The sequence below is a fragment of the Streptomyces sp. NPDC048002 genome (assembly GCF_040653275.1).
Lineage (GTDB): Bacteria > Actinomycetota > Actinomycetes > Streptomycetales > Streptomycetaceae > Streptomyces.
Genome location: NZ_JBEZNL010000060.1, coordinates 1 through 24,729, shown reverse-complemented (window position 1 = coordinate 24,729; position 24,729 = coordinate 1). Strand labels below are relative to the sequence as shown.

Annotated in this window: 24 protein-coding genes and 2 pseudogenes; 8 read left to right on the top strand and 18 right to left on the bottom strand. The window is 68.8% G+C overall.

Going from position 1 to position 24,729, the window contains the following annotated elements:
• The first annotated feature begins 688 nt into the window (after positions 1–688).
• The 6 genes from AB0E07_RS38010 to AB0E07_RS37985 all read left to right on the top strand — a co-directional run bounded on the left by AB0E07_RS38010 (position 689) and on the right by AB0E07_RS37985 (position 5,143).
• The gene (locus AB0E07_RS38010; RefSeq protein ID WP_362262479.1) at positions 689–2,128 is read left to right on the top strand and encodes a hypothetical protein; all 1,440 of its coding nucleotides are present in this window, start codon (positions 689–691) and stop codon (positions 2,126–2,128) included.
• Entirely contained in the window at positions 2,125–2,985 is an 861-nt protein-coding gene (locus AB0E07_RS38005; RefSeq protein WP_362262476.1) for a hypothetical protein, read from the top strand. Before AB0E07_RS38010 ends, AB0E07_RS38005 begins: the two co-directional genes overlap by 4 nt.
• Positions 2,986–3,126: 141 nt before the next feature.
• Positions 3,127–3,678 (top strand): hypothetical protein, encoded by a 552-nt coding sequence (locus AB0E07_RS38000; protein ID WP_362262473.1) that lies wholly within the window; start codon positions 3,127–3,129, stop codon positions 3,676–3,678.
• 319 nt (positions 3,679–3,997) lie between these two features.
• Positions 3,998–4,255, top strand: coding sequence for a hypothetical protein (locus tag AB0E07_RS37995; RefSeq protein ID WP_362262470.1), 258 nt, complete (start codon positions 3,998–4,000; stop codon positions 4,253–4,255).
• The gene (locus tag AB0E07_RS37990) at positions 4,252–4,623 is read left to right on the top strand and encodes a fic family toxin-antitoxin system, toxin component (protein WP_362262468.1); all 372 of its coding nucleotides are present in this window, start codon (positions 4,252–4,254) and stop codon (positions 4,621–4,623) included. Before AB0E07_RS37995 ends, AB0E07_RS37990 begins: the two co-directional genes overlap by 4 nt.
• Before the next feature lie 256 nt (positions 4,624–4,879).
• Positions 4,880–5,143 carry a barstar family protein gene (locus tag AB0E07_RS37985; protein ID WP_362262504.1) on the top strand — a complete coding sequence of 88 codons (264 nt, stop codon included), beginning with the start codon at positions 4,880–4,882 and terminating at the stop codon, positions 5,141–5,143.
• Between the two features lie 144 nt (positions 5,144–5,287).
• Here AB0E07_RS37985 and AB0E07_RS37980 read toward each other — a convergent pair whose 3' ends face one another.
• From AB0E07_RS37980 to AB0E07_RS37895, 18 genes and pseudogenes are all read right to left on the bottom strand, one after another.
• The gene (locus AB0E07_RS37980) at positions 5,288–5,827 is read right to left on the bottom strand and encodes a hypothetical protein (protein WP_362262466.1); all 540 of its coding nucleotides are present in this window, start codon (positions 5,825–5,827) and stop codon (positions 5,288–5,290) included.
• 61 nt (positions 5,828–5,888) lie between these two features.
• Positions 5,889–6,083 (bottom strand): annotated as a pseudogene (locus AB0E07_RS37975) (leucine zipper domain-containing protein); the annotation flags it as partial.
• Between the two features lie 269 nt (positions 6,084–6,352).
• On the bottom strand, positions 6,353–6,970 hold the full coding sequence (locus AB0E07_RS37970; RefSeq protein ID WP_362262464.1) for a class I SAM-dependent methyltransferase: 618 nt from the start codon (positions 6,968–6,970) through the stop codon (positions 6,353–6,355).
• Positions 6,971–7,207: 237 nt separating this feature from the next.
• The gene (locus tag AB0E07_RS37965; RefSeq protein WP_362262507.1) at positions 7,208–7,360 is read right to left on the bottom strand and encodes a hypothetical protein; all 153 of its coding nucleotides are present in this window, start codon (positions 7,358–7,360) and stop codon (positions 7,208–7,210) included.
• Between the two features lie 211 nt (positions 7,361–7,571).
• Positions 7,572–7,784, bottom strand: a pseudogene (locus AB0E07_RS37960) (AAA family ATPase); the annotation flags it as partial.
• A gap of 202 nt (positions 7,785–7,986) precedes the next feature.
• Positions 7,987–8,784: a class I SAM-dependent methyltransferase gene (locus tag AB0E07_RS37955; protein WP_362262461.1), complete on the bottom strand. Its 798-nt coding sequence runs from the start codon at positions 8,782–8,784 to the stop codon at positions 7,987–7,989.
• A gap of 177 nt (positions 8,785–8,961) precedes the next feature.
• Entirely contained in the window at positions 8,962–10,119 is a 1,158-nt protein-coding gene (locus AB0E07_RS37950; RefSeq protein ID WP_362262458.1) for a hypothetical protein, read from the bottom strand.
• The gene (locus AB0E07_RS37945) at positions 10,103–10,936 is read right to left on the bottom strand and encodes a thiopeptide-type bacteriocin biosynthesis protein (protein WP_362262456.1); all 834 of its coding nucleotides are present in this window, start codon (positions 10,934–10,936) and stop codon (positions 10,103–10,105) included. Before AB0E07_RS37945 ends, AB0E07_RS37950 begins: the two co-directional genes overlap by 17 nt.
• Complete coding sequence (locus AB0E07_RS37940; RefSeq protein WP_362262453.1) at positions 10,933–11,298, bottom strand: hypothetical protein; 366 nt, start codon at positions 11,296–11,298, stop codon at positions 10,933–10,935. Before AB0E07_RS37940 ends, AB0E07_RS37945 begins: the two co-directional genes overlap by 4 nt.
• A gap of 40 nt (positions 11,299–11,338) precedes the next feature.
• The gene (locus tag AB0E07_RS37935; protein WP_362262450.1) at positions 11,339–12,583 is read right to left on the bottom strand and encodes a lanthionine synthetase C family protein; all 1,245 of its coding nucleotides are present in this window, start codon (positions 12,581–12,583) and stop codon (positions 11,339–11,341) included.
• Positions 12,580–15,483 carry a lantibiotic dehydratase gene (locus AB0E07_RS37930; RefSeq protein WP_362262447.1) on the bottom strand — a complete coding sequence of 968 codons (2,904 nt, stop codon included), beginning with the start codon at positions 15,481–15,483 and terminating at the stop codon, positions 12,580–12,582. The genes AB0E07_RS37935 and AB0E07_RS37930 overlap by 4 nt, the downstream gene beginning before the upstream one ends.
• A gap of 78 nt (positions 15,484–15,561) precedes the next feature.
• The gene (locus AB0E07_RS37925; RefSeq protein ID WP_362262445.1) at positions 15,562–15,744 is read right to left on the bottom strand and encodes an FxLD family lanthipeptide; all 183 of its coding nucleotides are present in this window, start codon (positions 15,742–15,744) and stop codon (positions 15,562–15,564) included.
• A 66-nt stretch (positions 15,745–15,810) separates the two neighbouring features.
• Positions 15,811–17,016, bottom strand: coding sequence for a methyltransferase, FxLD system (gene fxlM, locus AB0E07_RS37920; protein WP_362262442.1), 1,206 nt, complete (start codon positions 17,014–17,016; stop codon positions 15,811–15,813).
• Positions 17,017–17,124: 108 nt separating this feature from the next.
• Entirely contained in the window at positions 17,125–18,195 is a 1,071-nt protein-coding gene (locus tag AB0E07_RS37915) for a glutamine synthetase family protein (protein WP_362262439.1), read from the bottom strand.
• Positions 18,180–18,500 carry a hypothetical protein gene (locus AB0E07_RS37910; RefSeq protein WP_362262437.1) on the bottom strand — a complete coding sequence of 107 codons (321 nt, stop codon included), beginning with the start codon at positions 18,498–18,500 and terminating at the stop codon, positions 18,180–18,182. The genes AB0E07_RS37915 and AB0E07_RS37910 overlap by 16 nt, the downstream gene beginning before the upstream one ends.
• Positions 18,500–20,011, bottom strand: coding sequence for an amino acid permease (locus AB0E07_RS37905; RefSeq protein ID WP_362262434.1), 1,512 nt, complete (start codon positions 20,009–20,011; stop codon positions 18,500–18,502). The genes AB0E07_RS37910 and AB0E07_RS37905 overlap by 1 nt, the downstream gene beginning before the upstream one ends.
• Positions 20,012–20,109: 98 nt before the next feature.
• Positions 20,110–21,096, bottom strand: a complete 987-nt coding sequence (locus AB0E07_RS37900; RefSeq protein WP_362262432.1) for a hypothetical protein — start codon at positions 21,094–21,096, stop codon at positions 20,110–20,112.
• 154 nt (positions 21,097–21,250) lie between these two features.
• Positions 21,251–21,589 carry an ATP-binding protein gene (locus AB0E07_RS37895; protein WP_362262502.1) on the bottom strand — a complete coding sequence of 113 codons (339 nt, stop codon included), beginning with the start codon at positions 21,587–21,589 and terminating at the stop codon, positions 21,251–21,253.
• A gap of 646 nt (positions 21,590–22,235) precedes the next feature.
• On the opposite strand from AB0E07_RS37895, the gene AB0E07_RS37890 reads away from it, so the two are divergent.
• Both AB0E07_RS37890 and AB0E07_RS37885 read left to right on the top strand, forming a co-directional pair.
• On the top strand, positions 22,236–23,522 hold the full coding sequence (locus AB0E07_RS37890) for a helix-turn-helix transcriptional regulator (RefSeq protein ID WP_362262430.1): 1,287 nt from the start codon (positions 22,236–22,238) through the stop codon (positions 23,520–23,522).
• Between the two features lie 32 nt (positions 23,523–23,554).
• On the top strand, positions 23,555–24,460 hold the full coding sequence (locus AB0E07_RS37885; protein ID WP_362262427.1) for a phosphotransferase: 906 nt from the start codon (positions 23,555–23,557) through the stop codon (positions 24,458–24,460).
• Positions 24,461–24,729 lie beyond the last annotated feature (269 nt).

The following is a 24,729-nucleotide window of genomic DNA, read 5'->3' as shown; positions in this document are numbered from 1 at the left end:
GAACGGATGCTGCTGACCTTGAGGAAATGCGGTGACCCCGACCAGACCACCAACCAAGAACCCCCGACCACGGTCACGATCGGAAGACGAAACCCGTGGTCGGGGTCTGGTCGGCCCCACCATGGCCCCCACCACGGGCCCTACGACGCCGACGGCAGGGCATCGCAGCCGACCACGAGCCTGGACCGCAGGCCCGCCGACGCTCACGGCCCTCTGATGCGCCGGACTCGGACACCGATTGCGCAGACGGAAGGCGACCGGGCCGCGACGGGCGCCTGCGCAATGGCACCCACCTGCCTGCGCAATCAGGGATCAGGAACATCACGGGCGGCTGCGCAGCCGCCCGTGCGCAGGGGACTGCGCAGGATCCCCGGCCGATTGCGCAGCCACGTTGCGCAACGCGCCGTGAGGGCTGCGCAGTCCGGTGCGCAATGACTGACTGCTCGGGCCCAGGGGCGCGTGGTCGGCCCGACCATGAAGCCGACCAGGCGCGCCCGGTGCGGACGTTGCCGTATTGTGACCGGTGGTCGGGGGCTGTGGCCGTCCTCCTCGTTGGGGGCGCCGGGTGGGCTAACGGGATGGATCTCGCTCCCATCACGTCACTCAGCGCGCCAGGCCTCGCTGCCGCTCGCGCCCGTCTGCTCCAAGGAATCGGCGTCCGTGCGCGTATGGCATGCGCGGGGGCACGGTGAGCGCCCTCGGGGCGGGCGTCCGCCGTGGGGTGATGGCCGCGGATGAGTTCACGCAGATCGCCAACGGACTCTTCCGTGACAGCCGGATCTCCTACAGAGCGAAGGGGATCTTCGGCTGCATCAGCACGCACCGGGCTGGCTGGCATGTGACGGTCGCCGACCTCGTGCGCGCCGGACCCGATGGCCGCGACGCCGTACGCCGTGCGCTGGGGGAACTGCAGCGGCACGGCTACCTCGCCCGCGAGCAACTCCGCAACGGTGACGGGACGCTGGGTGAGATCGTGTACTCGATCACCGACTGCCCCGCACTCACCGACACCGGCCCTGATGCCACGACCGCTTCGCGGTTCACCTCCGGGCCGGCGGGTGAGATGCCGTCCGGGCTGGGGGCGGGGATCCGCCGTGGGGTGATGGCGGCGGATCAGTTCACCCAGGTCGCCAACGGCCTGTTCCGTGACAGCCGGATCTCCTTCAAGGCCAAGGGGATCTTCGGGTACGTCAGCACCCACCGCGACGGCTGGCGGATGAGCGTCACGGACCTGGCACGCCGCGGTTCCAACGGCGAGGCGGCCGTCAAGAGCGGCCTGAAGGAGCTCGAGAAGCACGGCTTCCTGCTCCGGGAACGCGAGCGTCAATCCGATGGCACCCTCGGCGCGGCCGCGTACTTCATCACCGATCTGCCCTGCCTGCAAAACAGCAGGTCGCAACCGATGTCGGGTTTTCCACCAGTGGATAAACCGACGTCGGTTCATCGCCCCCTTAAGAACAACAACAGAAAGAACACCACCCAGCAGAACACCAGACCCGTCCGTCCGTGCCGCGGCCACGCGGCGCGAACATTGGGCCGGACGGAACGGCCGGACACACCAGCGCCTCCACAGCCTGCGCCGGCAGCGGACGAACTGCGCCCGGGGATCCGGCTCCTGCTCGAGATCGGGGCCTCCCGCCCGGAGCTGCTCCTGTCCGGCCAGGCGCTGACCGACCAGGGCCGCGTCGTGACCGTGATGCTGGAGGCCGGCTGGAGCCGCGCACACCTGCGGCACATCATCGCCGCCCGGCCGCTGCCCAACCCGATTCGGACCACTGTCGGCGCCATCGTTGCCGCCCGGCTACGGGCCGCCCAGGCCTACCCGCCGCCCTTCACCGAGGCCGACCCCCACGACACTCCTGGCCCGGAGGACCTGCCGGAGCCCACTGGCTCCGCCGCCGCGCGCTCGGTGAGCGATGCCCTCACCTACCGCGCCCTGATCGAATGCGCCGGCTGCGGCGCACCCGCCACCGCCCCCGGTGAGGACCTCTGCCCGGCCTGCCTCAGCTGGCCGCCCTGCCGCGCCTGTACGGGTCCCACGCCCCGCCGCGCCCACCCCGACGGCGACGGCCGCTGCACACCGTGCGCATCCACCCAGCCCGACGAACCGGAAGGAAGCAACCCGTGACCGGCACCCGCCCCTCGCCATCGCCGCCGCCCGAGGATGCACAGCAGCAGCGCCCCTTCCCCTGCCACCCGCGCAAATGGGAGAAGGAACGCTCTCACGCCCTGCGGACCGGGCACGTCCGTGACCACGCGTGCACGGCCGTCTGCGAGCCCGTGCTTGTCTACGAGCGGACCCGGTGGGGGTGGCTGGCCTGGACCGTTCCGGGCGACGGCAGCACACCCGAGATCCCGCACCAGATCGGAGTGCTCACCCCATCGGCCACTCTTGTGCAGCGCCTGGCCCTGCGCTGGCTGACCCGCCGCCCTGCCCGCCGCATCGGACTCGCCCCCGGCATCCCCGGCTCACTGCGCTGCACCGCAGCCGCTCTCGCGTTGCTCAGCCTGGCCTGCGGCCTGCTGTCTCTCGCCGCAGGCCTACCCACCGAGGTGGCCCTGCCGGCAGTCCTGCTCGTGCCGCTGCTCGCCGAACATCTGCCGCACCGGCTGGACGCGCGGGCCCGCGCTCACGTCCGCACCGTCGAAGGAGTGGGTGCCTGCCGATACCTGCAGCGCCTCGCCGTCCTGCACACCTGCCTCATCGAGGCCGCTGCCGACAGCGACCGCTACGAACTGCGCCGGTCTGCCGAGATCGGACAGCAACTGCTCTGGGACGCCGCTGGCCTGCTCACCACTCGCGCCATCCCGTCGGCCTCATGCGCACTCATCGCCCGCGAACGGCTGATGCTCCAGCTCGCCCGCCAGGTCGCCCACATCCTCAAACACGAGCACGCACCCGAACACGAGCGCACCGCTTGGGGCCAAGCAGACCAGGCCGCCACTCGCGCACCAGGCCGCGCAGACCCTCCAGGGCACGGATGAGAGCGGCACAGCCGGTGCCACCCGCGCCCACTGCCTCGGCCGTCAGCCGGGCCCGCAACCGCTGCGCCGACCTGGCCGACGCTTCGTCCGGCTGCGGCTCGCCATCTCAACGAACCCGCACCGCAGAAGGGAAACCTGCCCATGCCCCGGCCTGAACCCGGCTCGGCTGCACCCGTCTTGGGTGTCTACCTCTTGTTCGCGCACGAGCCCTACTACCTGGCCGGCGCCCGCGAGCTCAACACCACCGTTGTCGCTGCGGCCTCCCTGCTCCACTCACGCGTTCGGCAGCCCGACGGCGCCCGCATCCATCACCTGCTCGTCCACGGGCGCCGCCCCGGTGAGATCGTCCCGTTGTCCACACTCACCCACGAACTCGACGGAGGAGCCCGCTGGCCGCAGATTGGGGACTGGGAAACGGTCACCGAAGACCTGCTCCAGCTTGTCCATGATCACGACTGCGACGCTCTGGGCCTGAGGCTGCCGGACATTGCCCGGGCCCTGGTGTGCACCGGTCCCAGCGGCGAGGTGCACGCCGTCGACCCCGCAGCCGGAACCCGTCGGGCGTACGGGCCCACCGAACGGATCGAGGTTCTCGTCGGCATCGGCAGGCACCTCGCCCGCACGGAAGCAGGATCCCCGCTGTGGCCCGGCAACGGCCTGCTGCCACCCATCAACTGCGCTGATCCCACCTGAAGGTTCGGCATGCAGGTGCCCTGTGGCGGTGGCCAGTCGGCTGTCTACGGGGGCGTCGTTGCGGGCGGCGGTTACCTCCGTGGCCTGGGCTGCGCCGCCGATGTCGTGCAGCGTCACGTCGGTCGGACGAGGCCACGCCCCCTGCACCGGCTTGCTATCAGGGCGCGGGCATCCCTACTGGTACCGGCCCTCGGATGTCAGGTGCGCGGCAGCACTCATTTTCGAGCCCCGCAGACCGTTCTGGGACAGATGTGATGGCGGCACCGGCGTCCTGGCGGACGCCACACCATCTCTGCTACCATCCTGCTACCCTTCCTTCATGGCCTCTCCGAAGAAGCAGACCCAGGTCCGGCTGGAACCTTCTGTCCTCGCCGCGGGCAAGGATGCCGCAGCCGCCCGCGGCCTGGACTTCAACCGCTACGTCGAGCGCCTGATCATCGAAGACACCACCGGCGCCCGCGCCGCCGGTATGGCCGCCGCGCAACGCCTCATCGACGAGCACGGCGCCTTCCTCGACGACCTCGAGCAGCAGCTCGACGCCCCCTACGCCCAGCCACAGCCCGGCGCCGCCGCGTGATCTTGCACGTCGACGAGTCCTGGATCCTGGAAGTCGCTGAACGGTCCGGGCGCAGTGACCCCGGCGTCGACGACTACGGCGTGCCGGTTTCCGCGGTCGCCCGCCACCGCGGCGAACTCCTCGATCACCCCGTCTACGACGGCCCCTACGCCCGCGCTGCGGCCCTGGTACACACCCTCGGCCGCTGCCGCTGGCTGGAGCGCTCCAACCTGACCGTCGCCTGCGCCGTCGCCGCCATGTACCTCGAAGCCAGCAACATCCCAGTCAATCCAACCCGCGAGCAACTGACCGCACTCGCCTACGAGCTGAACAGCCCTCGGTCGACCGCTGCCAGCATCGCCGCCATACTTCGCACGTGGAAGCCCTGACCCGGCCGAGTCGCTTCGAGTGCCTCCGCCCGGGCGATGCAGGAATGGCCGGGCAGACCGTTCCCCGGCGGGGGCGGCAGGGTGATCACCGCGATGTCGAATCCGCGGCCCGTATCGCGTCACAATGACGACGCGAGACCGTGCGGCAGGTGTCTCAACGGACCCTGGCAGCAGATTCCACACTGGAGCCCCGACGACGAGCTACTGCCGCCTCGGCCAGCGTTTGCGCCTCTCAGCTGGCTACTCTGCTGCGGTGATGAAGGACAGCGAATTGACAGTTGACCTGCGAGGGCGACGAATCGAAACACTCAAGGACTTCTGGGACGCAGTCGCCGAGCCGTGCGGACTGCCGGAATGGTTCGGCAGGAATCTGGATGCCTGGTCCGACACGATCCATGCCCGCGGCATCTCAGATGTAGTCGACAGCCACGACATCCTCGTCGTGCACGTCGATCAGCGTGGACTCGTCAGCATCTTCGACGGAGAACAGAACAGACTTGTTGTCCATTCACTGACCTGACCGCCCAGTCCGTCACTCAGCGTCGTCTCCATGATGGCAGCGCAGTGGACTGCGCCTTGAGAGGCGATTCCGAGCCTATCCGTGCGCATAGCCCGGCCACGCCACCTCTGTCCAACACTCAAGCCGGAGCAGTGCCGGATTGGATCAGCCCAGAGTCGCCGACAGAAGACCGAACTCGGCTTCCTCCCTGGTCAACTGCACGGTGCCCCGGTGGGATACCTCGACCTGGTAGAAGGACTCGCCCCTCGGCACATCAGCGATGTTCACCTCGAATGAGCACTTCCCACCCGCCAATGAGGACTCACCGAGACTGCCGGTGGCAATCACGGTTCCAGCCGCGTCGTACACGGTGACAGCGGCACCTTCAAAGATGTCGGCGTACCCGTCGGCGCCCTGACAGCCGCCCGCTCCGTCAGCCACTGCGCCATCGGCGAGTTCGAAGGTTCCTGTAAGGGCGAAGACGCCCTGGCTGTCGGGCGATTCAATCTCCGTCGTGGTTGTCGTGATGGCAGGGGCGGGTGCTGCTGCACCTCCGTCACGGGATATGGCCCAAGCGATGGCGGCGCCGACGAGCAGTCCGATCAGAGCCGCTGCGATGACGGCAAGGAGGAGATTCCGTCGGCTACGCGACGCCCTAACCGTTGCCAAGCCAGAGGATGGTGGAGCGCCGCCGTTCCCGCTCATGCATACAGAATCCACCCGGTCGGACCAACCCGCACGCCGGGATCCCGGCCCGGCCCTGACGGCCGGGAGGAGTGCCTTCGGCCCGCCAGCGGCGGATCCACTTGTGGGCCGTGACGCGCGAAGCGCCCATCTCGGCTGCGACGTGCGCGACACGGCGGCCTGTGCGGACACGTTCGACGAGCAGCAGCCTGCCGTGAACGATCACCCGGGCATTGCCGGACCGAGCCGAGGCCGTTGTCGGTGTCGATGAACGCAGCTATGCCCGAGTTCGGCCTGTCCCGGGCGGTGCGGGCGGCATGGACGGGCCCCCTCGTCGGCGATGGCCTGGCCCGCTTCTTCCTGGAGGTTAATGGAAGCCGCGGCGGATCACGGACACCGCAGGGCTTCTTGGAGTGTTCGCGTGCCGCGGGGTGGCCGAGGGCTCGTGGCCGGTGGGTTTGCCGCCAGGCAGCTTGAGCATGCAGCGCCGGGGGCGGCCCAGCAGAACTCGGGCGGAGATGTCGGTCACGACGGCCGGCACCCTGGTCAGGGCGTGGGCGGTCGCCGGTCGCTTCTCCACGGCCCTGTTTCACTGTGGCAGGGGCCACGCAGGACGAGGAACGCCAGGCCGTCCGCGTCCAGCCGCTCGGCCGTCTTCCATCCGGCGCCGGCCAAGGTGATCTCGTCGTCGTCCAGAGCGATGCCGCGCCGCTCCGCGGGAGTGTTATCCGCCATCGGGGTGACGATGACGAGCGCGCCGCTGTCGGACAGTCGCTCGCCCAGAGCGTGCAGGATGCGCCCACGGCTGGTCATGAACGCGTACACCAGCCGCATCACCACCAGGTCGTACTTCTCGTGAAGCGGCGCTGGGTCGTCGCGCTCGATGTCCAGCTGCAGCCAGCGCACACCCTCGACGCCGGCGTACTCCTCGCGGGCCCGGGAGATCGCACGGTCCGTGAGGTCGACGGCGTCCACGGTGTAGCCGACCCCGGCCAGGTGGGCGGCCAGCTCCCCGGTCCCACAGCCCACATCCAGGGCCCGCCCCCCACCCTCCGGGGCCGGGGCGTACTCGGCAAGGAGTTGCCGTTCGCGCTCACCTAGCCGGCGCCACCCCCTCCCCTCGGCATAGTGCTGCTCCCACTCCTTGCGGGCTGTGTACGTCAACGTGTTGCTCCTCGCGCTGGGCGGGTTTGGGGTCAGGGGTATTGATCGGTGCGCAGCCGGGCCAGGGTGCGCAGGCCGCGCACCACCAGCTCGGGATCACGGTTGGCGGTGCCGGTGGAGATGCCGGACACGGCAGCGAGGACGGACGGGACCGTGAGGTGGTCCTCTTCCCGCAGGGTGAAGTGCTTTGGCCACCACGGAGGCTGGCCAAGGGGAAAGGCAGCGTCGGTCCGATTCTCAGCCTGCATCTCCTCCGAGCTCGGGCCGCACCAGGAAGCTCTGGATCTCCGCGATGCCGGGGGAGTAACCGTCGGAGGTGTCTACCAGCAGGTTCGGGGCGTCCAGGCTGATGGGGACGAACTGGTCGGGGTCGTAGACGCCGGCCTTCATGTCGGCGAGCAGTGCTTTGTCGCCGTGGGCTGCTCGGTGGCTGTCGGTGCGGGCGCGGTCGGTGATGCGCCGGGCGATGGTCGGCGCTGGGGTGGTGCATCTGATGATCCGGAGGTCGGCGAACTTGGTGAGCGGCTTCAGTCCGGGGCGCCAGACAACGGTCCTGGAAGGCGGCTTCGGCGACGACGGTTGAGCCCGCGTGCACGAGGACGGCGAGCGTGGCGAAGAATGCTTCCAGGGTGGCGATGTTGAGCTGGTCGTCGCCGTCGGGGTCGTGACCGGGATGGTTCATGGCCATGCCCCGCTTGATCTCGTCGCGCAGGATCGCGGGGCAGCCCAGATGCTGGGCGAGTTCCCGGGCGAGGGTGGTCTTGCCGGTCGCCGGCGGGCCGCTGACCACGGCCAGGAGCGGTCGGGTGGGCATGGGGGACTCCGAGGTAGTCGTCGAGGCGTCACGCCCGCGGGGACGGTCCCCCGAGCGTGCGTCGTGCATCGAACGTGTGGGGGTGCTCTCCGCGAGGTGTTGATCGCGGTTGGCCAACCAGGTCCAGCGCGGGTGTGTCTCGAGATGTCGTTGCTGCCTGGCTGTATGGAGGGGACGTGGCTGGCCAGTGATGGGCGGGTGGTCAGGGGCGGGTGGCGATGATGGCTTCGGTGCGTACGGTTTCGTCAAAGACGCCGTCGGTGTTGAAGTCGGTGAGGGCTTGGCGCAGGTCGTGTTCGAAGGCGTCCTTTTGGGAGCCGAGTTGGGCGGGGCTGGAGTAGCTGTAGGAGAACTGAAGGTCGATGACGTCGTCGAGGGTGCGGGTGACGGTGCGGTCCCAGCGTGCGGCATCGACGTTGGAGAACGGGGAGCGGGCCAGCACGTCCTGGTGGCGTTCCTTGGGGTGGGTGTAGGTGCCTGATCCGGCGCGTCGCTCGGGGCCGAGGTAGCGGGTGCGGACCTCGGCGATGACCTGGAGCCAGGGGGCGGGCTCGATGCCACCGGGGGCGCCGCCGGAGGCGAGGACGACGGCCCCGTCCGGCTCGACGAGCCGGTCGAGGTCGCGGAGAGTCTGGTCGCGGTCCATCCAGTGGAAGGCGGCCCCCATCACGGTCAGCAGCACCGGTTCTAGGCCCATTCCGGGAAGGGTGGTGGAGTCGCCCTGGCGCCAGTCGACGTTGGTGATGCCCCGTTCGGCGGCGAGTTTGCGGCCCTCGTCAAGCATGCCGGGCTCGGGGTCGACGGCGGTGACGTGACCGACGAGCTCGGCGAGGGGGAGCGCGAGGACGCCGGTGCCGGCGCCCAGGTCCAGAACGCGCTGCGTGCCGTCCAGGGCGAAGCGCGCGGCCAGCAGCTCGTAGAGGGCCTGGTCGTAGCCGGGTCGGTAACGGGCGTAGTAGGGGGCGGTGGAAGCGAACAGCTCGTCGGGCGTGTAGGTCATCTCGTCAGTCCTCCGTGTTCAGTTGGCCGCGTGCAGAGCCAGCAGCAGCGCGGCCCGGGTGCGCGTTGAGGTGCTGCCACCAGGCTTGCAGGGGCGCGGCTCCGGCTCCTTCGTGACCGACGGAGCCGTCCGGGTTGCGGTCGCGGCGGCCGAGCAGCAGATGCCGCTCGATGTCGGTCAGGTCCCTGCGATCCGGTAGCTGGGGGGTGGGGGCGTCGATGGGGGCGAGCCAGTGGAAGGGCCGACGCTTGTCCGTATGGTGTGGTCGCTTGTGCGCAGTGCCTTGGCGAGTTGGTAGTGCAGCTTGTTGGGGAGCGTTCCTGTTCCGAGTGCGCAGGCGTGGAGGAGAGCACGGCAGTCCTGCGCCTCTCGGTCGGTGGCGAGAGTGGTGAACAAGGGGTGTGCCAGGGTCTCGCGGGCGGCGTAGCCATCGGTTGTCTTGATCGTCCGACGGTGCAGCTTTGCGACGACCAGGCGTGCAGCCGAGTCTTCGGGTGGGGCGGCCAGGTCCAGCAGTGCGAGTCCGAGCCGGGTGTTGAAGACGGTCAGGTCGTTGCTGTCGGGACGTTGGAGGTAGGTGGACACCAGGTTCTGCAGGGGTCGCCGCCATGCCCGGCCCGCTGCCCGGCGGCACAGGACGGACAGGCATTGCGTGGCGGCGTTCTCCCAGGATTCCCCGGGCGCCGTGGTGGCCAGCAGGTTGTTGGCGCCGTGCGTGTTTCCCGTGGTGAGGGCGGCGAGGACGGCGACTTGGCGGCCGTCGAGCATGCGCTGTCCGATGCCGCGGTGTGCCTCGACATGGGCAAGTGCTTCGGTCCAGCGGCCGGCAGCGGTCAGGGCTCGTGTGCCGTCGGCGAGGAGGATCCGCCACAGCCAGGCGCTGACCTCCTGGCGGTCATCGGCGCTCGCGGTGAGGTCGGCTGGGACAGCGACGCCCTCGACCTGAGTGGGAGAGCCGGTGCTGACAGCGTCGAACAGCGTCAGGAGGCTTTGGCAGCAGTCGGTGTGCCGGCCCGCGCGGAGTTGGAGGCGCGCCAGGTTGACGACGGGTTCGAGGGCCCGGATGGCGGCTTTGGCGGGCAGGGGCGCGGCGTGCAGGTACGCGGCGGCATGCTGGTGGCACATCGTGCGCGCGGTGTCCGGGTCTCCGACGTCGGAGGCGATCAACGCGGCCTGGTTGTAGACGGTGGAGGCCATGCTCGGGTCGCCGGCCTGTGCAGCGGCGTCGGCGAGTTCGGCGAGTGCACGAACACGCTGGGGCAGAGGGAGGCAGGCGGGGCGGGGGCGGGCGACGAGCGGGAAGCGCCGGGCCAGGGCGTCAGGGAGTCTCCACACGGTCCGCGGCTCTCCTTTGGGTGGTGGGGTCGGGCCCGAAGATGACGGTCTTGGCGGCGGCAGCGAGGCTGGCCTGTGTGGCGTAGGGCAGGCCGATCCGGTTCCAGGCGAAGATGATGTGGTGGGCTAGGACGTCACGCAGACCGCGGTGAAGCTGCCCGGAATCCGTGAGGTGGGCCAGATCCCGCCCGGCGTCGTGATAGGCACTGGCCCAGTCCGCAAGGTGGGCCAGCGGCCCGCTGGTACGCATCAGCTCGTCACCATTCACGGAGATCAACCGGCCTACGGCAGCTTGGAGTTGCTCGCGGCTCTCGGTTGTGGCACCTGAGGGCGTCTCGCGGTGGGCGCTGACGCGGGCCCAGACGTCGCCTTGTTCGTACCAGTCCAGCCCGGCGGAGCGCATCAGGATGCTGCACAGCATCAGGGACGTCTCGCGCCGGTGCGGGCCGCCGGTGCGTTGAAGGTGTTCGAGCAGGCTGCGGCTGTCGTGGTGGAAAAAGCGGTGTGCGCTGGCCATGGCCTCGGTGCCACCGAAGGCATGCTCTTCTGGTTCGTAGACGATCTCTGTCCACGCAGTGATGGCCCCGTGGGCGACCAGCGTGTCGAGAGCCTGGGCCATGTGCTCCGCTGCGCGGGTGGCGGGCAGGTAGCGCAGGCGCCAGCAGGGGTGCTTGCGGATGATGAACCACCGGACCAGGGCATCTTCGTCCTCGCTGCCGCGCAGTATGGGGGCGAGTCGGGACACTGCGATGGTCTCGGCATTCTCCCATTGGGGAAACATGAGATTGGCCTGGAGCCAGGCCGCCGGCGGGGTCATCGCAGGGTCCCCGCGGTGTGTGCAGTGCTCAGAGGCAGTGACAGCACGCGTTCGAGGCTCACCCGGTCGAAGCGGAGGATCAGCAGCGAGTGGTCGGAGGCTTCTCGGGCCTTGTTGTGGTCGGCGACTTCGACGCCGTGCAGAACGCAGGCGAGGCCGCCTGTCCCGTAGGCGCTGTGAATGCGTTGGGGACCGCCCTGGTCAGGCCTGTACTGTCCAGCGGTTGCGTTGAGGGCCTCCTGCTGGAGGTAGATGTCCGGCCTGTGCCAGGTGAGGGCGCCGAGTGCGAGATGCCGGTGCTCGCCGTTGAGGCTGCTGTCCGCCGTGATATTCCCTGCGGCGGCGGTCACGAGGTCGGTCACTTCAGACCCCTTCGGTGTCGGAACGGGGATCGGCGTGGTGTCATGCCAGGGCGAGGAAGGTGTCCCAGTGCGGGGCGGCTGCACGGCCTGTGCCGACGGTGTGCAGTGCGAGGGCTGCTCCGGCTCGGCCGTCGAGGAGTTCCGGGTTGGGGTCGCTCTGGCTGAGCGCGGTGATCAGGCGGTCGGTCAGCTGTGGCAGCTCGGCGCTGATCTCGGGGTTGTCCGTCTTGGTGGCCATCCGCCATGACGCGTGCAGGAGTCCAGCCATCCCGTGGCACAGCCCGGTCTCGGGGAGCGTGCCTCGTTGGAGGGGGTCTTGCAGGGCGGCAAGAATCGCGTTCTCGGCCGTCAGTACGCGTGCCGGGTCTTTGAGGGCGAGTCCGGCCAGTTGCTGGGCGCGGGCGGTGCCGCTGACGCCGTAGCACCAGGACGGCCGGGGCCTCAGCGAAGGATGGACCTGGTCGTCAGTGACCTGCTGGATCGATAGGTGCCCAGGCCACCACGGCGTGGTCGGCTCGCCCTGCCGCCACTGGTCCGTCCAGGAGCAGATCCGTGCGATCGCCTCGGCCGTGCCCGGCACGGTCAGTCCGCCAAGCAGAGCTTGCGAGAGGACGGCGAGCGTTGAGCCGATGCCGTGAGCGAGCCCGAAGTTGCCGTGCCCGCCGGGGTAGTCGGGGTGGAGGATCCCGCTGGGGCCGACGTCTGTCCACCACGGCGGCAGCCCGGCCGGACCTGGGACGGGCTCGGTCAGGCGTACCAGGTAGGCGATGACGTCCGAGGTGATGTCGTGGTGCGGGTGGCGGCTGAGGTGGTAGGCAGCCAGGCCGGACAGGCCGCGGATCTGGTCGAACTCTTCCATGAGGGGGCGCTCGGCACGGGTGATGCGCTGGTGGGCGGCAGCCAGCCGGTTGCGGGTGAGGGTGACAGTTGCGGTGTCCAGGCGGGCGAGGGCTGGCAGGTAGCGGCTCGATGTGCTGGCCGCCCGATGCATCACGTACGCGAGGGCGGGAGCGCCGAAGTACAGGTTCGCGTTGCTTGCGGCGCTGACGTCATCGTGTACGGCCGCCTTCAGCCAGGCGTGTGCGGTGGACCAGGCTCCGTGCCCGGTCCGGGCGCGCTCGATGTGCAGCAGGGCGATGCCAGCGGCTCCTCCGGCCAGTGACTGGGGCCAGGACCGGCCGCCCTGGGGTCGTCCCCCGGGCCACGCGGTGCTCGGGTCGGTTATGGCGGCGGCCAGACGGTCGGCAGTTTCCAGTGCGGCGGGGGAGGGAGCGGTGGTGATCACAGTGTGCTCCTTGCGCGGGCCGTCCAGCTGAGGGCGGCGGCTCTGGCCAGGTGAAGGTGGGTGCGTTCCTCGGGCAGTCCCGGCCCGCACATCCGGACGTGGTGGAGGTGCAGCAGGTCCGGGAGCAGTTCGTCCGGACGCAAGGCCGTGTCCGTGAGGGTCTGGCGGTATTCGGCCAGTGCGCCACGTCGTGCGGACCAGGCCGCGCTGACGTCTTCGCTCAGGCTGGCCGGGGGCGTGTTCACCAGGTCGACGGCTTGGCGGTAGACGGTGCGGGGCGGGGCGTTGGGGTCGGTGCGCGTGTGCTCGATCATCCACTGCATCGCCGTGCCGCTGTCGCCGAGCATGGCCACGGCGATGTCGGTCATGCTTGCGGCGGTCACCGCGCGCAGGTCGGGGCCTTGCATCTCGTTGTGGGCAGCGAGCTGGGCTACGGCGGCGGCGGAGTCGGCGGTGAAGTAGCGTTCGGCCGCCTCCAGGGCGGTGGGGCCGCCGAATCGGGCGGTCTCGGGGTGGTAGGTCTCCACACTGGTGTGTGTGATCAGACCGTGTTGCCATAGGCGGCGCGTCCACTGGCCGATCGACTCGAGGACGGAGCCGAGGGTGCCGGGCTGGCAGGTCAGGCGGAGGCGAAGGTGGTCGTCTGGGTCGCGATAGCGGATGTACCACCATGGCGGATTGCCCAGTTCGTCCTGCAGTGCCGCCAGGTGCCGGGTCAGGATGGGGTTTTGCCGATGGCGATGGCCGTGGAGGTGAAGGGAGATGCGGTTGTCGCATCCGGGCAGGTGACTGTGGTCCCGAGTGACTGGGCGGTGGGCCGCGCGGACGGGGGTGATGTTCTGCTCGGTGCTCAGGGGGATGACGACTTCGTGGGCACGGCCTCCGGTCCAGCCCAGGTCCTTCGCGCGTGGTGCCGGGCACAGGCTTACCGTGCCGTCGCGGTCCAGGTGGACGCGCAGCAGGGCCCGGTGGGACGGCTCCGCCAGGTCCAGGGCCAGGCGCTGGTCGTCCTCGCTGAGGTACACGCGCTCGGGCAGATGGACTGCGTGGCGCCATCGGGTCAGGGTTTCGTCCCACTGCTCCCATGGTGCGGATGCGGGAGGCAGGTCCTCTCGCGTCAGGAGCCAGCGGGCCGGGGACAGGATCGTCCGGCCGTAGCGCAGCGCGGGCAGGAAAGGCAGGCTGGAGGCGGCCGTGCCCCATCTGAATCCGGTGCAGGGAACGGCCAGCGCGGCGGGCACCTCCGTCAGGAACCGGCACAGCGGGTGGGAGTGGTGGCCCAGGTCCACGGCGTTGAGCAGCAGCGTGTGGACGGGGCGGCGGTGGGACATCGAGACGAGGTGCAGCTGTTCGGCGTCGGCGGTGACCGCGAGGTCGGTGAGAGGAACGAGGCGGGTGTCCGGGCTGTGGAAGTCGCCGAGTGAGATCACCCACTCGGTCGCCTGCGGGGCGCGGGCGACGTTCTCGGTGGGCGCCGACAGGGGGGTGGAGCTGATCTGCGCGTGGAGGGCGCCTTGATGCACTGGGGGTAGAGCGCCGTAGGTCTCGGTCATGCGGCGGCGGTCTTCGTCGTCGAGGAGATGCAGGAAACGTCCGGTGGTTGCACCGGCCGAGCGCGCCACCCCGACCACGTTCAGGGTGAACTCCCCATGGCGGAAGGCGGCCATACTCTCGGCGTCAATGCGGACGGTCAGCTCCGTGCTTGGCTGAACAGGACGGCCCGGATCGACGGTGGCCAGGTCCGCGATCGCCGCATCGTCGAGCTGGATTTCACGGCGGCGCTGCATGCCGGCGGTGTGCGCGAGTGTGATGAGGCGCCGGACACGGTCGGGCAGCGGGAAAGCCGTCGGCGCGGTGGTGGCACCGAGGAACCCGGCCGGATAGCCGAGGACGTCGATCGCGTCCAGGACGGGGACGGCCGCCTGCGGCCCGTACCGGTCCAGGAAGCGGCGATGCCACTCGGCCCAGCCGGTCAAAGACGCTTGTGGTGCGAGGCGGATGAGCGCCTGCGCTGCCGCTGCCACCTCCTGTACGACGGTCATAGGTACGGTCAGGTCCCAGTCCACCCGCAGGTCGCGCGCCAACCTGGGGGCAGACTGGATCTCTGCTGCTTCCGCAGGCGGGAGGTGTGCTGCGTGTTTGGCGAGGGCGGTGAGCGGGTCGGTGACCGTCATCGCCGGCCGCAGACTCGTCAGCAGGACCCGTTGCCTGACCAGGTCTGCGATGAGGCGGTCGATGACGTAAGGCCGCGCGCTCGGGAAGCTGGTGGACAGCTTCGCCGCGAGGTCGCTCCACAAGATGTGTGTCCGGGCCCCGTCCAGGGCCTCGCGGACCGGTGCACTCAAGCGGACCTGCACGTGGTCGGGGCGTCGATCGAGGGTCTTGCTCGGGCGGTGCTCGATCACCACGTAGCCGTCGCGTTCGACGAGGAGGCTGGAGGCGAGCAGCATCAGGCGGGGCCGCAGCGCCGGATGCTGCTCGAAGCGGTCGATGAGGGCCGTACTGTTCGCCGCGTCTGCTCGGGCAACGGCACGGTGGCCGGTGCCGACGCGGAGCGCGGGCACCGGCCCTATACGTACGGCCGCAATGCCGGCGAACAGACCGAACGGAGTTGCCCGGGTGCGAGCACGCAGCAGATAGCGCAGCACGGCGACCACCGTGCGCCGCACGGCCGCGAGCGGCACCGGTTGGCCGGCGCAGATCTGCTCCACCTGGGTTGCAAGGTCGGGGCTGGCTGCCCTCACGGCCGCCTCGAAGTCGGTGTCGCTCCAAACCTGTTGGAGCCAGGCCTGCCAGGACGCCGGGCTGGCGAGCGCGTCGGTAAGGTCCGGCCATACCGTCGGGCGGTCGGGGTGCCATGCAGATGCCCGGACCAGTGCCGCATCAACGTGGCGATACATACGCCCCTCCTGGGACCGGGCGGTGCCCAGCCGTGCTCATGGCGCGGGCCGGGCACCGCGGTGGACGCGGTCGGTGTACTACGGGCAGCTCGTGCACGCGCTCGCGCACGTGGAGTTGCAGCCGTCGTCCGTCATCCTGATGAGCTGGTCCGCCGACGGACCGCCCTCGACGATGGAGATGTCCAGGGCGAAGTCAGCGAACTCCTCCGCTTTGGCGGCCGGTTGCGTCGATACAGCCGGTCGCTCCAGTTGAACGGTCATGTGTGCCTCCTTGAGGTCAGGGTTGATGGCGGAACGTCCCAGGGCCCTTGCTGGGCCCCGGGGGTCTCAGGTCCAGGACGCGGTGACGATCCCGTGCCGCCGCAGTACGGCGTCCTGCGGCAGCGGAGACGGAGCGGGGCCCGGCAGGTACCGGAACGTTGCGGCTCCCCGCCGACGGTGGTGTTCGGCCCAGCGGCGCAGCAGCGTCGCATACTGGTCGGCGAGTGCTTCGGCCTGCGGACCGTGGGCAATGACGCCGCTCTCGAAGCCGCCGGTGTCCTCGTTGTCGCGACGAGTGCGGTAAGCGAGACTGTCCTCACTGACCAGGGCAGGCACCCCGAACTGGACTGCCGGTGCCACCAGCCCTTTCTCGATCACGTCCTTGGCCGCGTGCAGCCGCACTGCCTGCGGCAGGTTGAGCGTGAGGTACAGGTCCAGCTCGTCGGGCAGATCCCATGCAGCGCCCGACCAGCGCACCAGCCGGGGGGCGTCCAGGGCACGGTTCAGCGCCTGCGCGTTGAGGGGCACCCGCATGTCATCGGTCTGCACGACGACGCCTTCGCGCAGCAATACCTTGCGTTCCTCAGCGGCGCCCCCGCCCTGCATCGGCACAAAGTGCGCCAGCCGGTAGGAGCGGCTGAGCAGGCCCGCACCGTCACGGTCGAAGGCGATGGAGCGGGTCGTCCCGCACACGGTCAGGGGAACGACGAGGCTGCCCTTCTCCGTGAGCCCGTCGATCCACGACGGCGGGATGTCCCACGCTGCCGCGGTGACGATGATCCGGTCGAAGGGCGCTCCGTCGGGGAAACCCCTCTCGCCATCGGCGAGGACCGTCTTCACCTGCCGGTAGCCAGCCTCGTCCAGGCACCGGCGGGCGCGGTCGACGATGTCGCGGTCGATGTCGACGGTGGTGACCTCACCGTCGCTGCCGACGAGTTCTTGGAGGTAGGCGGCGTTCACGCCGCCCGAGCCGATCTCCAGGACGTTCATCCCGGGCGTGACGTCGGCCTGCTCCAGCATCACACCCTGAAGGTGGGCGGCGGACATGACGCTGACGTTCAGGCCGTTCTCGTCCTTCTTGACCGGCACGATCCGGTGGAGATCGTAAACGGCCTCCAAGGGCGCCTCCGGTGCGAATCGGTGCCGGGGCACTGCCGCGAAAGCAGCAGCAACCGAGTCGGACGTGATCGCGTTCTGGTCACGAAGCGCGCGGATCATGTCCGCACGCCAGGCGTCGGGATCGCGATCGGTTCCGTCGTGGATGGCAGTCATCCGATTACCTGTTTCTGTTGGGGGGCTTGCGGTAGTGCGGTTGGGCAGGCTGGTGAGCGAGGACGCTAGCCAGGGCGCGGTCGCTGGGGGCGGTTACGTGCCGGTGAATCAGGCATGGTCGAAGCCCCGTTCCCGCTCGACGTCGGTGACCTGTCTGCGGTGTTCGGCGATCTCGGCCATGGCTGCGGTGGCGTAGTGACGGACTGCCTCGGCTCCGAGGGCGTTCGTGGCGAAGGTGCTGCCGTCGAAGTACGCCACTGCTTCGGCCAGGTCACGTCGGACAGGGGGCATCTGGCGGTCGGTATAGGCGTCGCCCCGGCAGGGAGGGGGTGGTGTGAGTTTCTCGGTCAGGCCGTGGATGATTCCGGCGAGCGCTGCGGTGAGTGCGAGGTAGGGGTTGGCGTCGGCTCCGGGAAGGCGGATCTCGAGGTGGGTGCCTTCGCTGTGTCCGGTGATGCGGATGGCGCATCCGCGGTTGTCGTGGCCCCAGTTCATGTACTGGGGTGCGAAGGAGTGTGCGGTTGCGTACCGCTTGTAGGAGTTGGGGTGGGGTGCGTACAGCGGGGCGAGGTGCGGCATGGCGGAGAGCAGTCCGGCGATGCTGTGGCGCATCGTCTCGGCCAGGTCTTCGCCGGGGGCTGTGGCGAAAGCTGGTGCGCCGTCCTTCCAGAGAGACAGGTGCAGGTGCAGTCCGCTACCCACGCCGGTGAAGGGTGCGCTCATGAACGTCGCGGTCAGTGCCTGGCGTCGGGCGAGGTGCTGCACGGTCTGTTTGTAGACGGTGTAGGCGTCGCAGGCTGGCAGTGCCGGGCCGTAGGGGAAGGTGATCTCCACCTGGCCGGGGGCGCCTTCTGTTTTGGTGGCCTCGATGGGCACGCCGGCGTCGGGCAGGGCGTCTTCCAGGTAGCGGAGGAAGTCGCTGAGGGCGGGTGGATGGTTGAGGGCGTAGTCGAGGTTGTGCGGCACGACCGGCTTCAGGCCGTTGCAGAGTACGAATTCGCTCTCCAGTCCCACCCGGGTTTCGAAGCCGAGTTCCTGCAGTCGGTGCATTTGGGTGCGGAGCATGCGGCGCGGGGCGATGTCCAGGGGTGTGCCGTCGGGGTGGACGGCGTCGCAGTGCACCAGGGCGAGGCCGGGCATGTAGGGCAGGACACGCAGCGTGCTCAGGTCGGCGACCATGCCGAGGTCTGGAAGCCTTGGTCCCAGCCCGTGAGGTCGAAGCCGCCCAAGGGGTCCATCCCGGCATTGGTGGCCAGGATGTACGCGCAGGCCTCCATCGCCGTGGCCTCTTTGGCGATCCGGTCGAGGAAGGTTGCGGCGTTAAGCCGCTTGCCCTTCAGACGCCCCAGCATGTCGGGAAGGCACACCATGACGGTGGTGAGGTCGTCGCGCTCGACCGCGGCCCGGAAGTCTTCGAGGGAGATGAGGCCGGCGAGCCGGGACAGCCCGAATCCCGGTTCAAGGTCGGTGTGCTGGTGGTTCATCAGACCATGTCCTCCGTAAGGGAGGCGTGCGTGGTGGTGTTGCCCAGGGTGGGGATGCGGTAGTTGCGGCGTCCCTGGGTGATCCACAGGATCCAGGCCAGCGTGAGGACGGCGATGAGGGCGACGCCGGCGTAGTTGAACGAGGAGGTGGTGATGGGGGAGACCTGCGGCAGGCAGAACAGGACGGTGACGAAGCCGACCCAGGTCACGGCCGTCCAGCCGATCGGTTTGCTCCACCGGCCGAGGTTCCACGGTCCGGGCTGGAAACGGTCCCCGGCGCGCAGTCGCAGGTAGACGGGGATGGCGTAGGCGGGGGTGATGCCGATGACGTTGATGGCTGTGACCGCTGCGTAGGCGGTCGGCGAGTACAGCGACGGCGCGGCCAGGACGAGCGCGACGGTCACCGACAGCCACACCGCTGCGACGGGTGTTTTGGTGCGGGTGCTCACGCGACGCCAGGTGGCGGCGAAGGGCACCGCCCCGTCGCGGGAGAACGCGAACACCATGCGGGAGGCAGCGGCGGTCTCGGCGTTCCCGCAGAACAGCTGGGCCACGATCACAACCAGCAGCAGGGCCTTCGCGCCGGTCAGTCCGAGGACGTCTTCGAAGATCTGCGCGGGCGGCACGCCGGTGGCCGTGTTCTGGGTGCCGGCGTAGTCCTGGATGGACCAGGTCAGGCCGGCCAGCAGGATGAACCCGGCGATCCACGAGACCCAGATCGAACGGACGATGCCCCTGGGCGCGGATACCTGGGCGTGCGTGGTCTCCTCGGACAGGTGGGAGGAGGCGTCGTAGCCGCAGAAGGTGTACTGCGCCAGCAGCAGCCCGAGCGCCGTCACATACAGGCCATTGGTGAAGCCGGTGTCGTTGTTGAACGTGGTGAAGACGAAGCCGGCACTTTGGTGGTCGGCCGGGGCGAGGGCCAGGCATCCGACGATGACCGCGACGCCGGCGAGGTGCCACCACACCGAGACGGAGTTGAGGAGGCTGACCAGACGGACGCCGGCCACGTTCAGCAGGGCGTGCAACAGCAGGATCCCAGCGAAGATCATCATGGTCTTCTCCGGTGTGGGCGTGAAGCCCCACTGGAGGTGGGCGAAGGCACCGACGAACGTGGCGGCGCCGTAGTCGATCCCGGCGATGGCGCCGAGCAGTCCGAGCAGGTTCAGCCAGCCGGTCACCCACGCCCAGCGCGGTCCGCCGAGCCGGTGGGCCATGTAGTAGAGGCCGCCGGAGGTGGGGTAGGCGGAGGTGACCTCGGCCAGCGACATGCCCAGCAGCAGGACCATCAGGCCGACGCCGACCCACCCCCACATGATCACGGCCGGGCCGCCGGTGTTCAGCCCGAAGCCGTAAAGGGTCATGCAGCCGGACAGGACACTGATGACGGAGAAAGAGATCGCAAAGTTGCCGAACGGGCCCATACGGCGGGCCAGAACGGTCTGGTAGCCGAGCCCGGCCAGGACAGCATCGTCGTCGGCCAGCCGGTGGGCGGCACTTCTCGGAGACACCGAAGAATCCTCTGAATCGAAGGAGTGAAGGACAGAACGGGATCGTGCTGGGGCCTGGGGCCTGGGGCCTGGGGCCTGGGGCGGGGGAGCGCGGCTCCTCATCGGCGGTTCCGCTGGCGCTTCGTCGCGTAGGTGCGCGCCTGGAGGAAGTCGTCCTGCCACCACCGGCTCTCGCTGACGTACTGCCAGGGCGCCGGAGTGGCGAACGGGCCGATCGCCGCGAACACCTCCGCCGCGCCGGGCAGACCGGCGGCAGTCAGTGTGTAGGCCAGATAATTCAGGTCCAGCAGAGAACAGGTGCCCAGGTCGGTGACGTGGGCGAACCAGCCGTCCCTTGCCCGCTCCACGTAGTGCCGGACCTGCTCGTTGTCCCAGAAACCGAGCGTGCTGGCGACCTGCCCGCTCGCCATCCGGGACCGGTACTCCTCCACCCACGCGTACAAGGGCAAAGCCAGCTGCACGGATCCGGGCTTCGCCTGGGATGACACCCACCGCGTGAAGTCCACCGCTCCATGGCCGCGGGCCTGCAAGCACTGAAGCATCCGGTGATACGCCTCCCGGTTGGGCCGATCCCGCCGGTCCACCTGCAACAGCAGCGGCCACGGCCCCCGGGGCAGCATCGCTTCGGGCGGATTCGCCCAATGGTCAACGGCATGCCAGCGCCTGGGATCGACGTCCAACCGGGTCAGCGCCAGCAGGCACACCCAGGGAACAGGATCAGCCGGCCAGCGGCGCGCGGCGTCCTCGCACGCCGCGCGCGCGGCGCTGATCCGGGGGAGCAGAGTGTGACGGTCTGCCGTGCTGCGGTGCGAGGCCAGGACCCGGTGGGTCATGACGCGGGCCCGCATCATCAGGGCGTTGACGTCGGCAGGCTCCTCGGCGCACCAGGCCGCGATGGCGTCGCCCTTTGCGGCGCCGGCCGCGAGGACCTGGCTGCGGGACGTGCGCAGCGCCCAGCTGCGGGTGTTGGCGAGCAGCCTCTTGCTGGAGAGCCACCGATCGAGCAGCAGGTCTTCCAGCGCCAGACGTAAGTCGTCGTCGTAACCAGCAGGGTGCGGCGTGAGTACCAGGTCACTGGTGGCCATCGGTGCACCCTCCGAGCCGTCGGAGGGCGACAACAGGCAGGACAGGTAATGGCCTTGGACACACTAAAAGGGGCATGGTGGCCTCGTGTGGGGGTTGGAAGACCGCCAGGCGGCAGGGACACCTGAAGGGTGGCGTCTGTCGCCCGGCGGCCGGTCAGGGGGCGGCCTCGACGGCCGGGGCTGTAGATCCGGTCTCGCCTGGCGGCTGCATCCGCACGCGGATGGTCTTGCCGTGCCCGGACTCGGCCGGGCACCAGCTGATCTCGCCGCCCAGGTGCCGCACGAGCCACAGCCCGGTCCCGTGGCCGCCGGCGAGTGCTTCGTCGAGGCTCTCGGTTCCGGGGCGCGGGTCGGTCACATCGATGCACAGCACGTCGTCCTCGTCAGCGGACAACGTCAGCACGACGATGCCGTTGCCGACGTGCTCCACGGCGTTCCGTACGACCTCGGTGATGATCCGCACGGCCGAGTTCCGGTTGCCAGACCAGGCCATCACGCCCAGCCGCGTACGGGCGTGCAGGCGAGCAAGTCGAGGGACACATGCCTCTATACGCCAGCAGCGCTGCCACGACTGCGGACGCAGAGGAGTCGGCTCCTGGCCGACCTCAACCTTGCGATCCGGCCCCGGCTCGGTAACGAAGGCCGGTGCCTCCGCTGTGCCTGAACCCGCCGAGGGAAGGGCGAGACTGGCGCTCACCATCTGCGCGTTCACGATGACCTCTGTTTCCACGACTGTGCTCGCTCGGGCCCGCTCAGCGAGGGTGGTCATTGGGTGTGCTTGGGCGAGGTGAAGCTCGACGACCAGGGCGTCTGGCGCCCCTGTCGGCAAGCACTCGCGGGCTTTTGAGGTGAGCAGGATTGGCCCTGGAGCCGCTACCGGGCAACCGTCATCGATCCCTGATCAGTGACTTTCTTCTCCAGCAGTCACTGGTTCCGTGACCACGTATCGGAGAAGTGACTGTTGCGACGCAGAGTCGATGGGCTGTCACTACGCTGTCAGGAAGGTGAAGCTGGGAAGGGGAGAGCCGATGGACCGCAGGCCGCACCGCCCGTCCTGCGCGCACCGCTTACGGGAAGAGGCTGCCACTCGTGGCCAACCCGTCCACGAGGCTGCTCGGACCATCCACGAACACTGCTCAGTGTCATTGCTGCGCGCGCATCGTCTGGCACGAGGGCTGACTCTCAAGCAAGCAGCCGACAGCCTGAACGCCCTCGGAAAAGGACACCCTCAGGCTCCCCGAGCCGACAAGGATCAGCTGGGGCACTGGGAGGCAGGACGTCAACCGCGTCTGAATACGATGCGCCTGCTGTGCGAATTCTACGAGTGCACTGCTCACGAACTGGGACTCGCTCTCCAAGCAGCTACCGTCACTCCGCAGTCGTCCCGCGAACTGGCACTGGTGGAGCACCCTCCGGCCCCCTCAAGGGAGTTCTCGAACGATCGCGTGGGCGAGTCGTTCGCGCAGCGAGTCGACGCCACGCGCCGTTCGGTGGACCGGACCCTTGCGGCCGGCACCATCAGCGCGACCCAGCTCGATCTCCTGGAGGAACAGGTGCTTTGGGCGCGGGAGCAGTACCTCTTCACTCCACCCGCGCCGATGCTGAACGTGCTCCTTGACCACGTGGAAGAGGTCGAGCACCTGGCGTCGCGTCGACAGCCAGCCGCCGTGCAGGTACGTCTCTCCGAACTCACCGCCATACTCGCCACGCTCGTGGGCGACGCGCTCATGAAACTCGGTGACCTGACCAGGTCGCGGTCCTGGTACGCGACAGCCCGCAACGCCGCGGACGACAGCGGCAACGTGGAACTTCGGGCGCGCGTGAGGGCGCAGGCTGCGATGCTCCCCTTCTACTACGGGCCGCTGGAGATGACTGTCTCCCTGTCCAGGGAAGCTCGCATCATCAGCAGCCGGGGCCGCCCCAGTGCCACCGCAGCTTTTGCCGCAGCAGCCGAGGCACGAGCCCTCGCAAAACTGGGTGACGCCCAGGGAGCGGAAGCCGCATTCCGGTACGCGGCGGCCGCGTTTGAGCAGAGCGGAGCCGGGGCCGATGCCGACAACGATGCCTTCGCCTTCCCAGAACGGCGCCTCCTGCTCTACAAGAGCGGGATGCTCACGGCCCTCGGCCTGACCAGCCAAGCACGACGCGTGCAGGAGGAGGCGCTGAGCCTCTACCCGAAAAGGACGGGCATCGACCCAGCACTCCTCCATCTTGAGGCAGCTCTCTGCCTTGCGCAGGACCGCAGCCCGACAGAAGCATGCCAACTGGCCGGAACGACGTTCTTGAGAATCGAACCCGCCCACCGCACGCCAATCGTGGAACAACGCGCCCGCGACGTCATCAGCGCCCTCCCACCCGGGATACAGGGCACCCGTGCGGCGCGGGAGCTGCGGGAGATCCTTGAGCTTCCTACCGGGCAGAAGTGACAGCAGCGCCAGCAGTCGGCGAGCCTGGAACCATGAAAGAAGCGGCGCTGGCCCCCGGCGGGTATGACGAGTCCGAGATGTATCAGATTTTGGAACGAGGGTGCGCGGCTGCTGGCCTCGACAGCCGAGGCGTACGCCTCCTACGAGGACAGACCAATGCGGTTGTTCTTCTCGAGAGAGAGCAAGTTGTCGTAAAGATTGCCCGGCGGGGGTCCCACATCGATGATGTCGCTCGCACTGTCGCCTTCGTCCGCTGGCTGATGGATGCCGGGTTTCCCACCGTTCCTCTGCACCCCGTGGAGCAGCCCATCGTCGTCGACGGACATGCCGTCACCTTCTGGACGTATCTGCCCCAGTCTGGCCGGGCTGTGGAAGCGGCGCAGCTTGCCAAGCCGCTCTACTCCCTGCACACCCTTCCCTCGCCTGCATTCGTCTTCCCTGAACACGACAACATCAGCGCGATCCGTCGCTCGCTATCGACTATCACCTGCCTACCGATGGACGTCGTCCAGTTTCTGTCGTTGGAGGCGGACCGCCTTGAACGAGATCTGGAGGAGGTGGAGTTCGCCCTGCCCATGGGACTGATTCAGGGTGACCCCCAGCACAGGAACGCCTTGCACACGGCCGACGGCGGCGCTGTTCTGTGCGATTGGGACACGATCACATGGGGCCAGCCCGAGTGGGACCTGGTGACCGTAGAGGTCCATTGCCGACGATTCGGCCATGGTCAGGCTCACTACCAGGCCTTCGCGGACACCTACGGATGGGACGTCACATCCTGGCCGGGCTGCCGAACTCTCACCGCCATCCGTGAGCTGCGCATGATTACCACGAACGCCCGGAAGGTGCACCACGCACCGGCAAGCCAGGCGGAGGTGGAAAGGCGAGTGGAAGGACTACGTCAGCGCAACGAGCTACTTCAATGGAACATCTTGTAGCCGCGTGAGCCTGTGACTGGGCGGTGGTGCGCACGGGTCCATGGCGGGCATGCGCTGGTAGTAGCTGATGGTGAGTTCCGCGCCGTCAGTTGACCACGTTGCCGTGGCAGTGGAATTGACTGTGGCAGCCCACCGGCCTTCTTCGCCACCGGGCAGATGCGGGTTGGCGACATGTGACGGTGTGAGGTCCCACAAGATCTTGGACAGATTGGCTCCACGACATGCTTGATGTCACCGGGACATGCTGGACAGCAGTTACGACTCGGTGC

What these genes read in the sequence shown, in the direction of transcription:
- AB0E07_RS37995 (WP_362262470.1), top strand. Translation starts at nt 3,998, where the DNA reads ATGGCCTCTCCGAAGAAGCAGACCCAGGTCCGGCTGGAACCTTCTGTC.
- AB0E07_RS38000 (WP_362262473.1), top strand. Translation starts at nt 3,127, where the DNA reads ATGCCCCGGCCTGAACCCGGCTCGGCTGCACCCGTCTTGGGTGTCTAC.
- AB0E07_RS37965 (WP_362262507.1), bottom strand. Translation starts at nt 7,360, where the DNA reads ATGAAGGCCGGCGTCTACGACCCCGACCAGTTCGTCCCCATCAGCCTG.
- AB0E07_RS37955 (WP_362262461.1), bottom strand. Translation starts at nt 8,784, where the DNA reads ATGACCTACACGCCCGACGAGCTGTTCGCTTCCACCGCCCCCTACTAC.
- AB0E07_RS37980 (WP_362262466.1), bottom strand. Translation starts at nt 5,827, where the DNA reads ATGAGCGGGAACGGCGGCGCTCCACCATCCTCTGGCTTGGCAACGGTT.
- AB0E07_RS37945 (WP_362262456.1), bottom strand. Translation starts at nt 10,936, where the DNA reads ATGACCCCGCCGGCGGCCTGGCTCCAGGCCAATCTCATGTTTCCCCAA.
- AB0E07_RS37885 (WP_362262427.1), top strand. Translation starts at nt 23,555, where the DNA reads ATGAAAGAAGCGGCGCTGGCCCCCGGCGGGTATGACGAGTCCGAGATG.
- AB0E07_RS37900 (WP_362262432.1), bottom strand. Translation starts at nt 21,096, where the DNA reads ATGGCCACCAGTGACCTGGTACTCACGCCGCACCCTGCTGGTTACGAC.
- AB0E07_RS37925 (WP_362262445.1), bottom strand. Translation starts at nt 15,744, where the DNA reads ATGACCGTTCAACTGGAGCGACCGGCTGTATCGACGCAACCGGCCGCC.
- AB0E07_RS37985 (WP_362262504.1), top strand. Translation starts at nt 4,880, where the DNA reads ATGAAGGACAGCGAATTGACAGTTGACCTGCGAGGGCGACGAATCGAA.
- AB0E07_RS37895 (WP_362262502.1), bottom strand. Translation starts at nt 21,589, where the DNA reads ATGGCCTGGTCTGGCAACCGGAACTCGGCCGTGCGGATCATCACCGAG.
- AB0E07_RS37910 (WP_362262437.1), bottom strand. Translation starts at nt 18,500, where the DNA reads ATGAACCACCAGCACACCGACCTTGAACCGGGATTCGGGCTGTCCCGG.
- AB0E07_RS37930 (WP_362262447.1), bottom strand. Translation starts at nt 15,483, where the DNA reads ATGTATCGCCACGTTGATGCGGCACTGGTCCGGGCATCTGCATGGCAC.
- AB0E07_RS37915 (WP_362262439.1), bottom strand. Translation starts at nt 18,195, where the DNA reads ATGGTCGCCGACCTGAGCACGCTGCGTGTCCTGCCCTACATGCCCGGC.
- fxlM (WP_362262442.1), bottom strand. Translation starts at nt 17,016, where the DNA reads ATGACTGCCATCCACGACGGAACCGATCGCGATCCCGACGCCTGGCGT.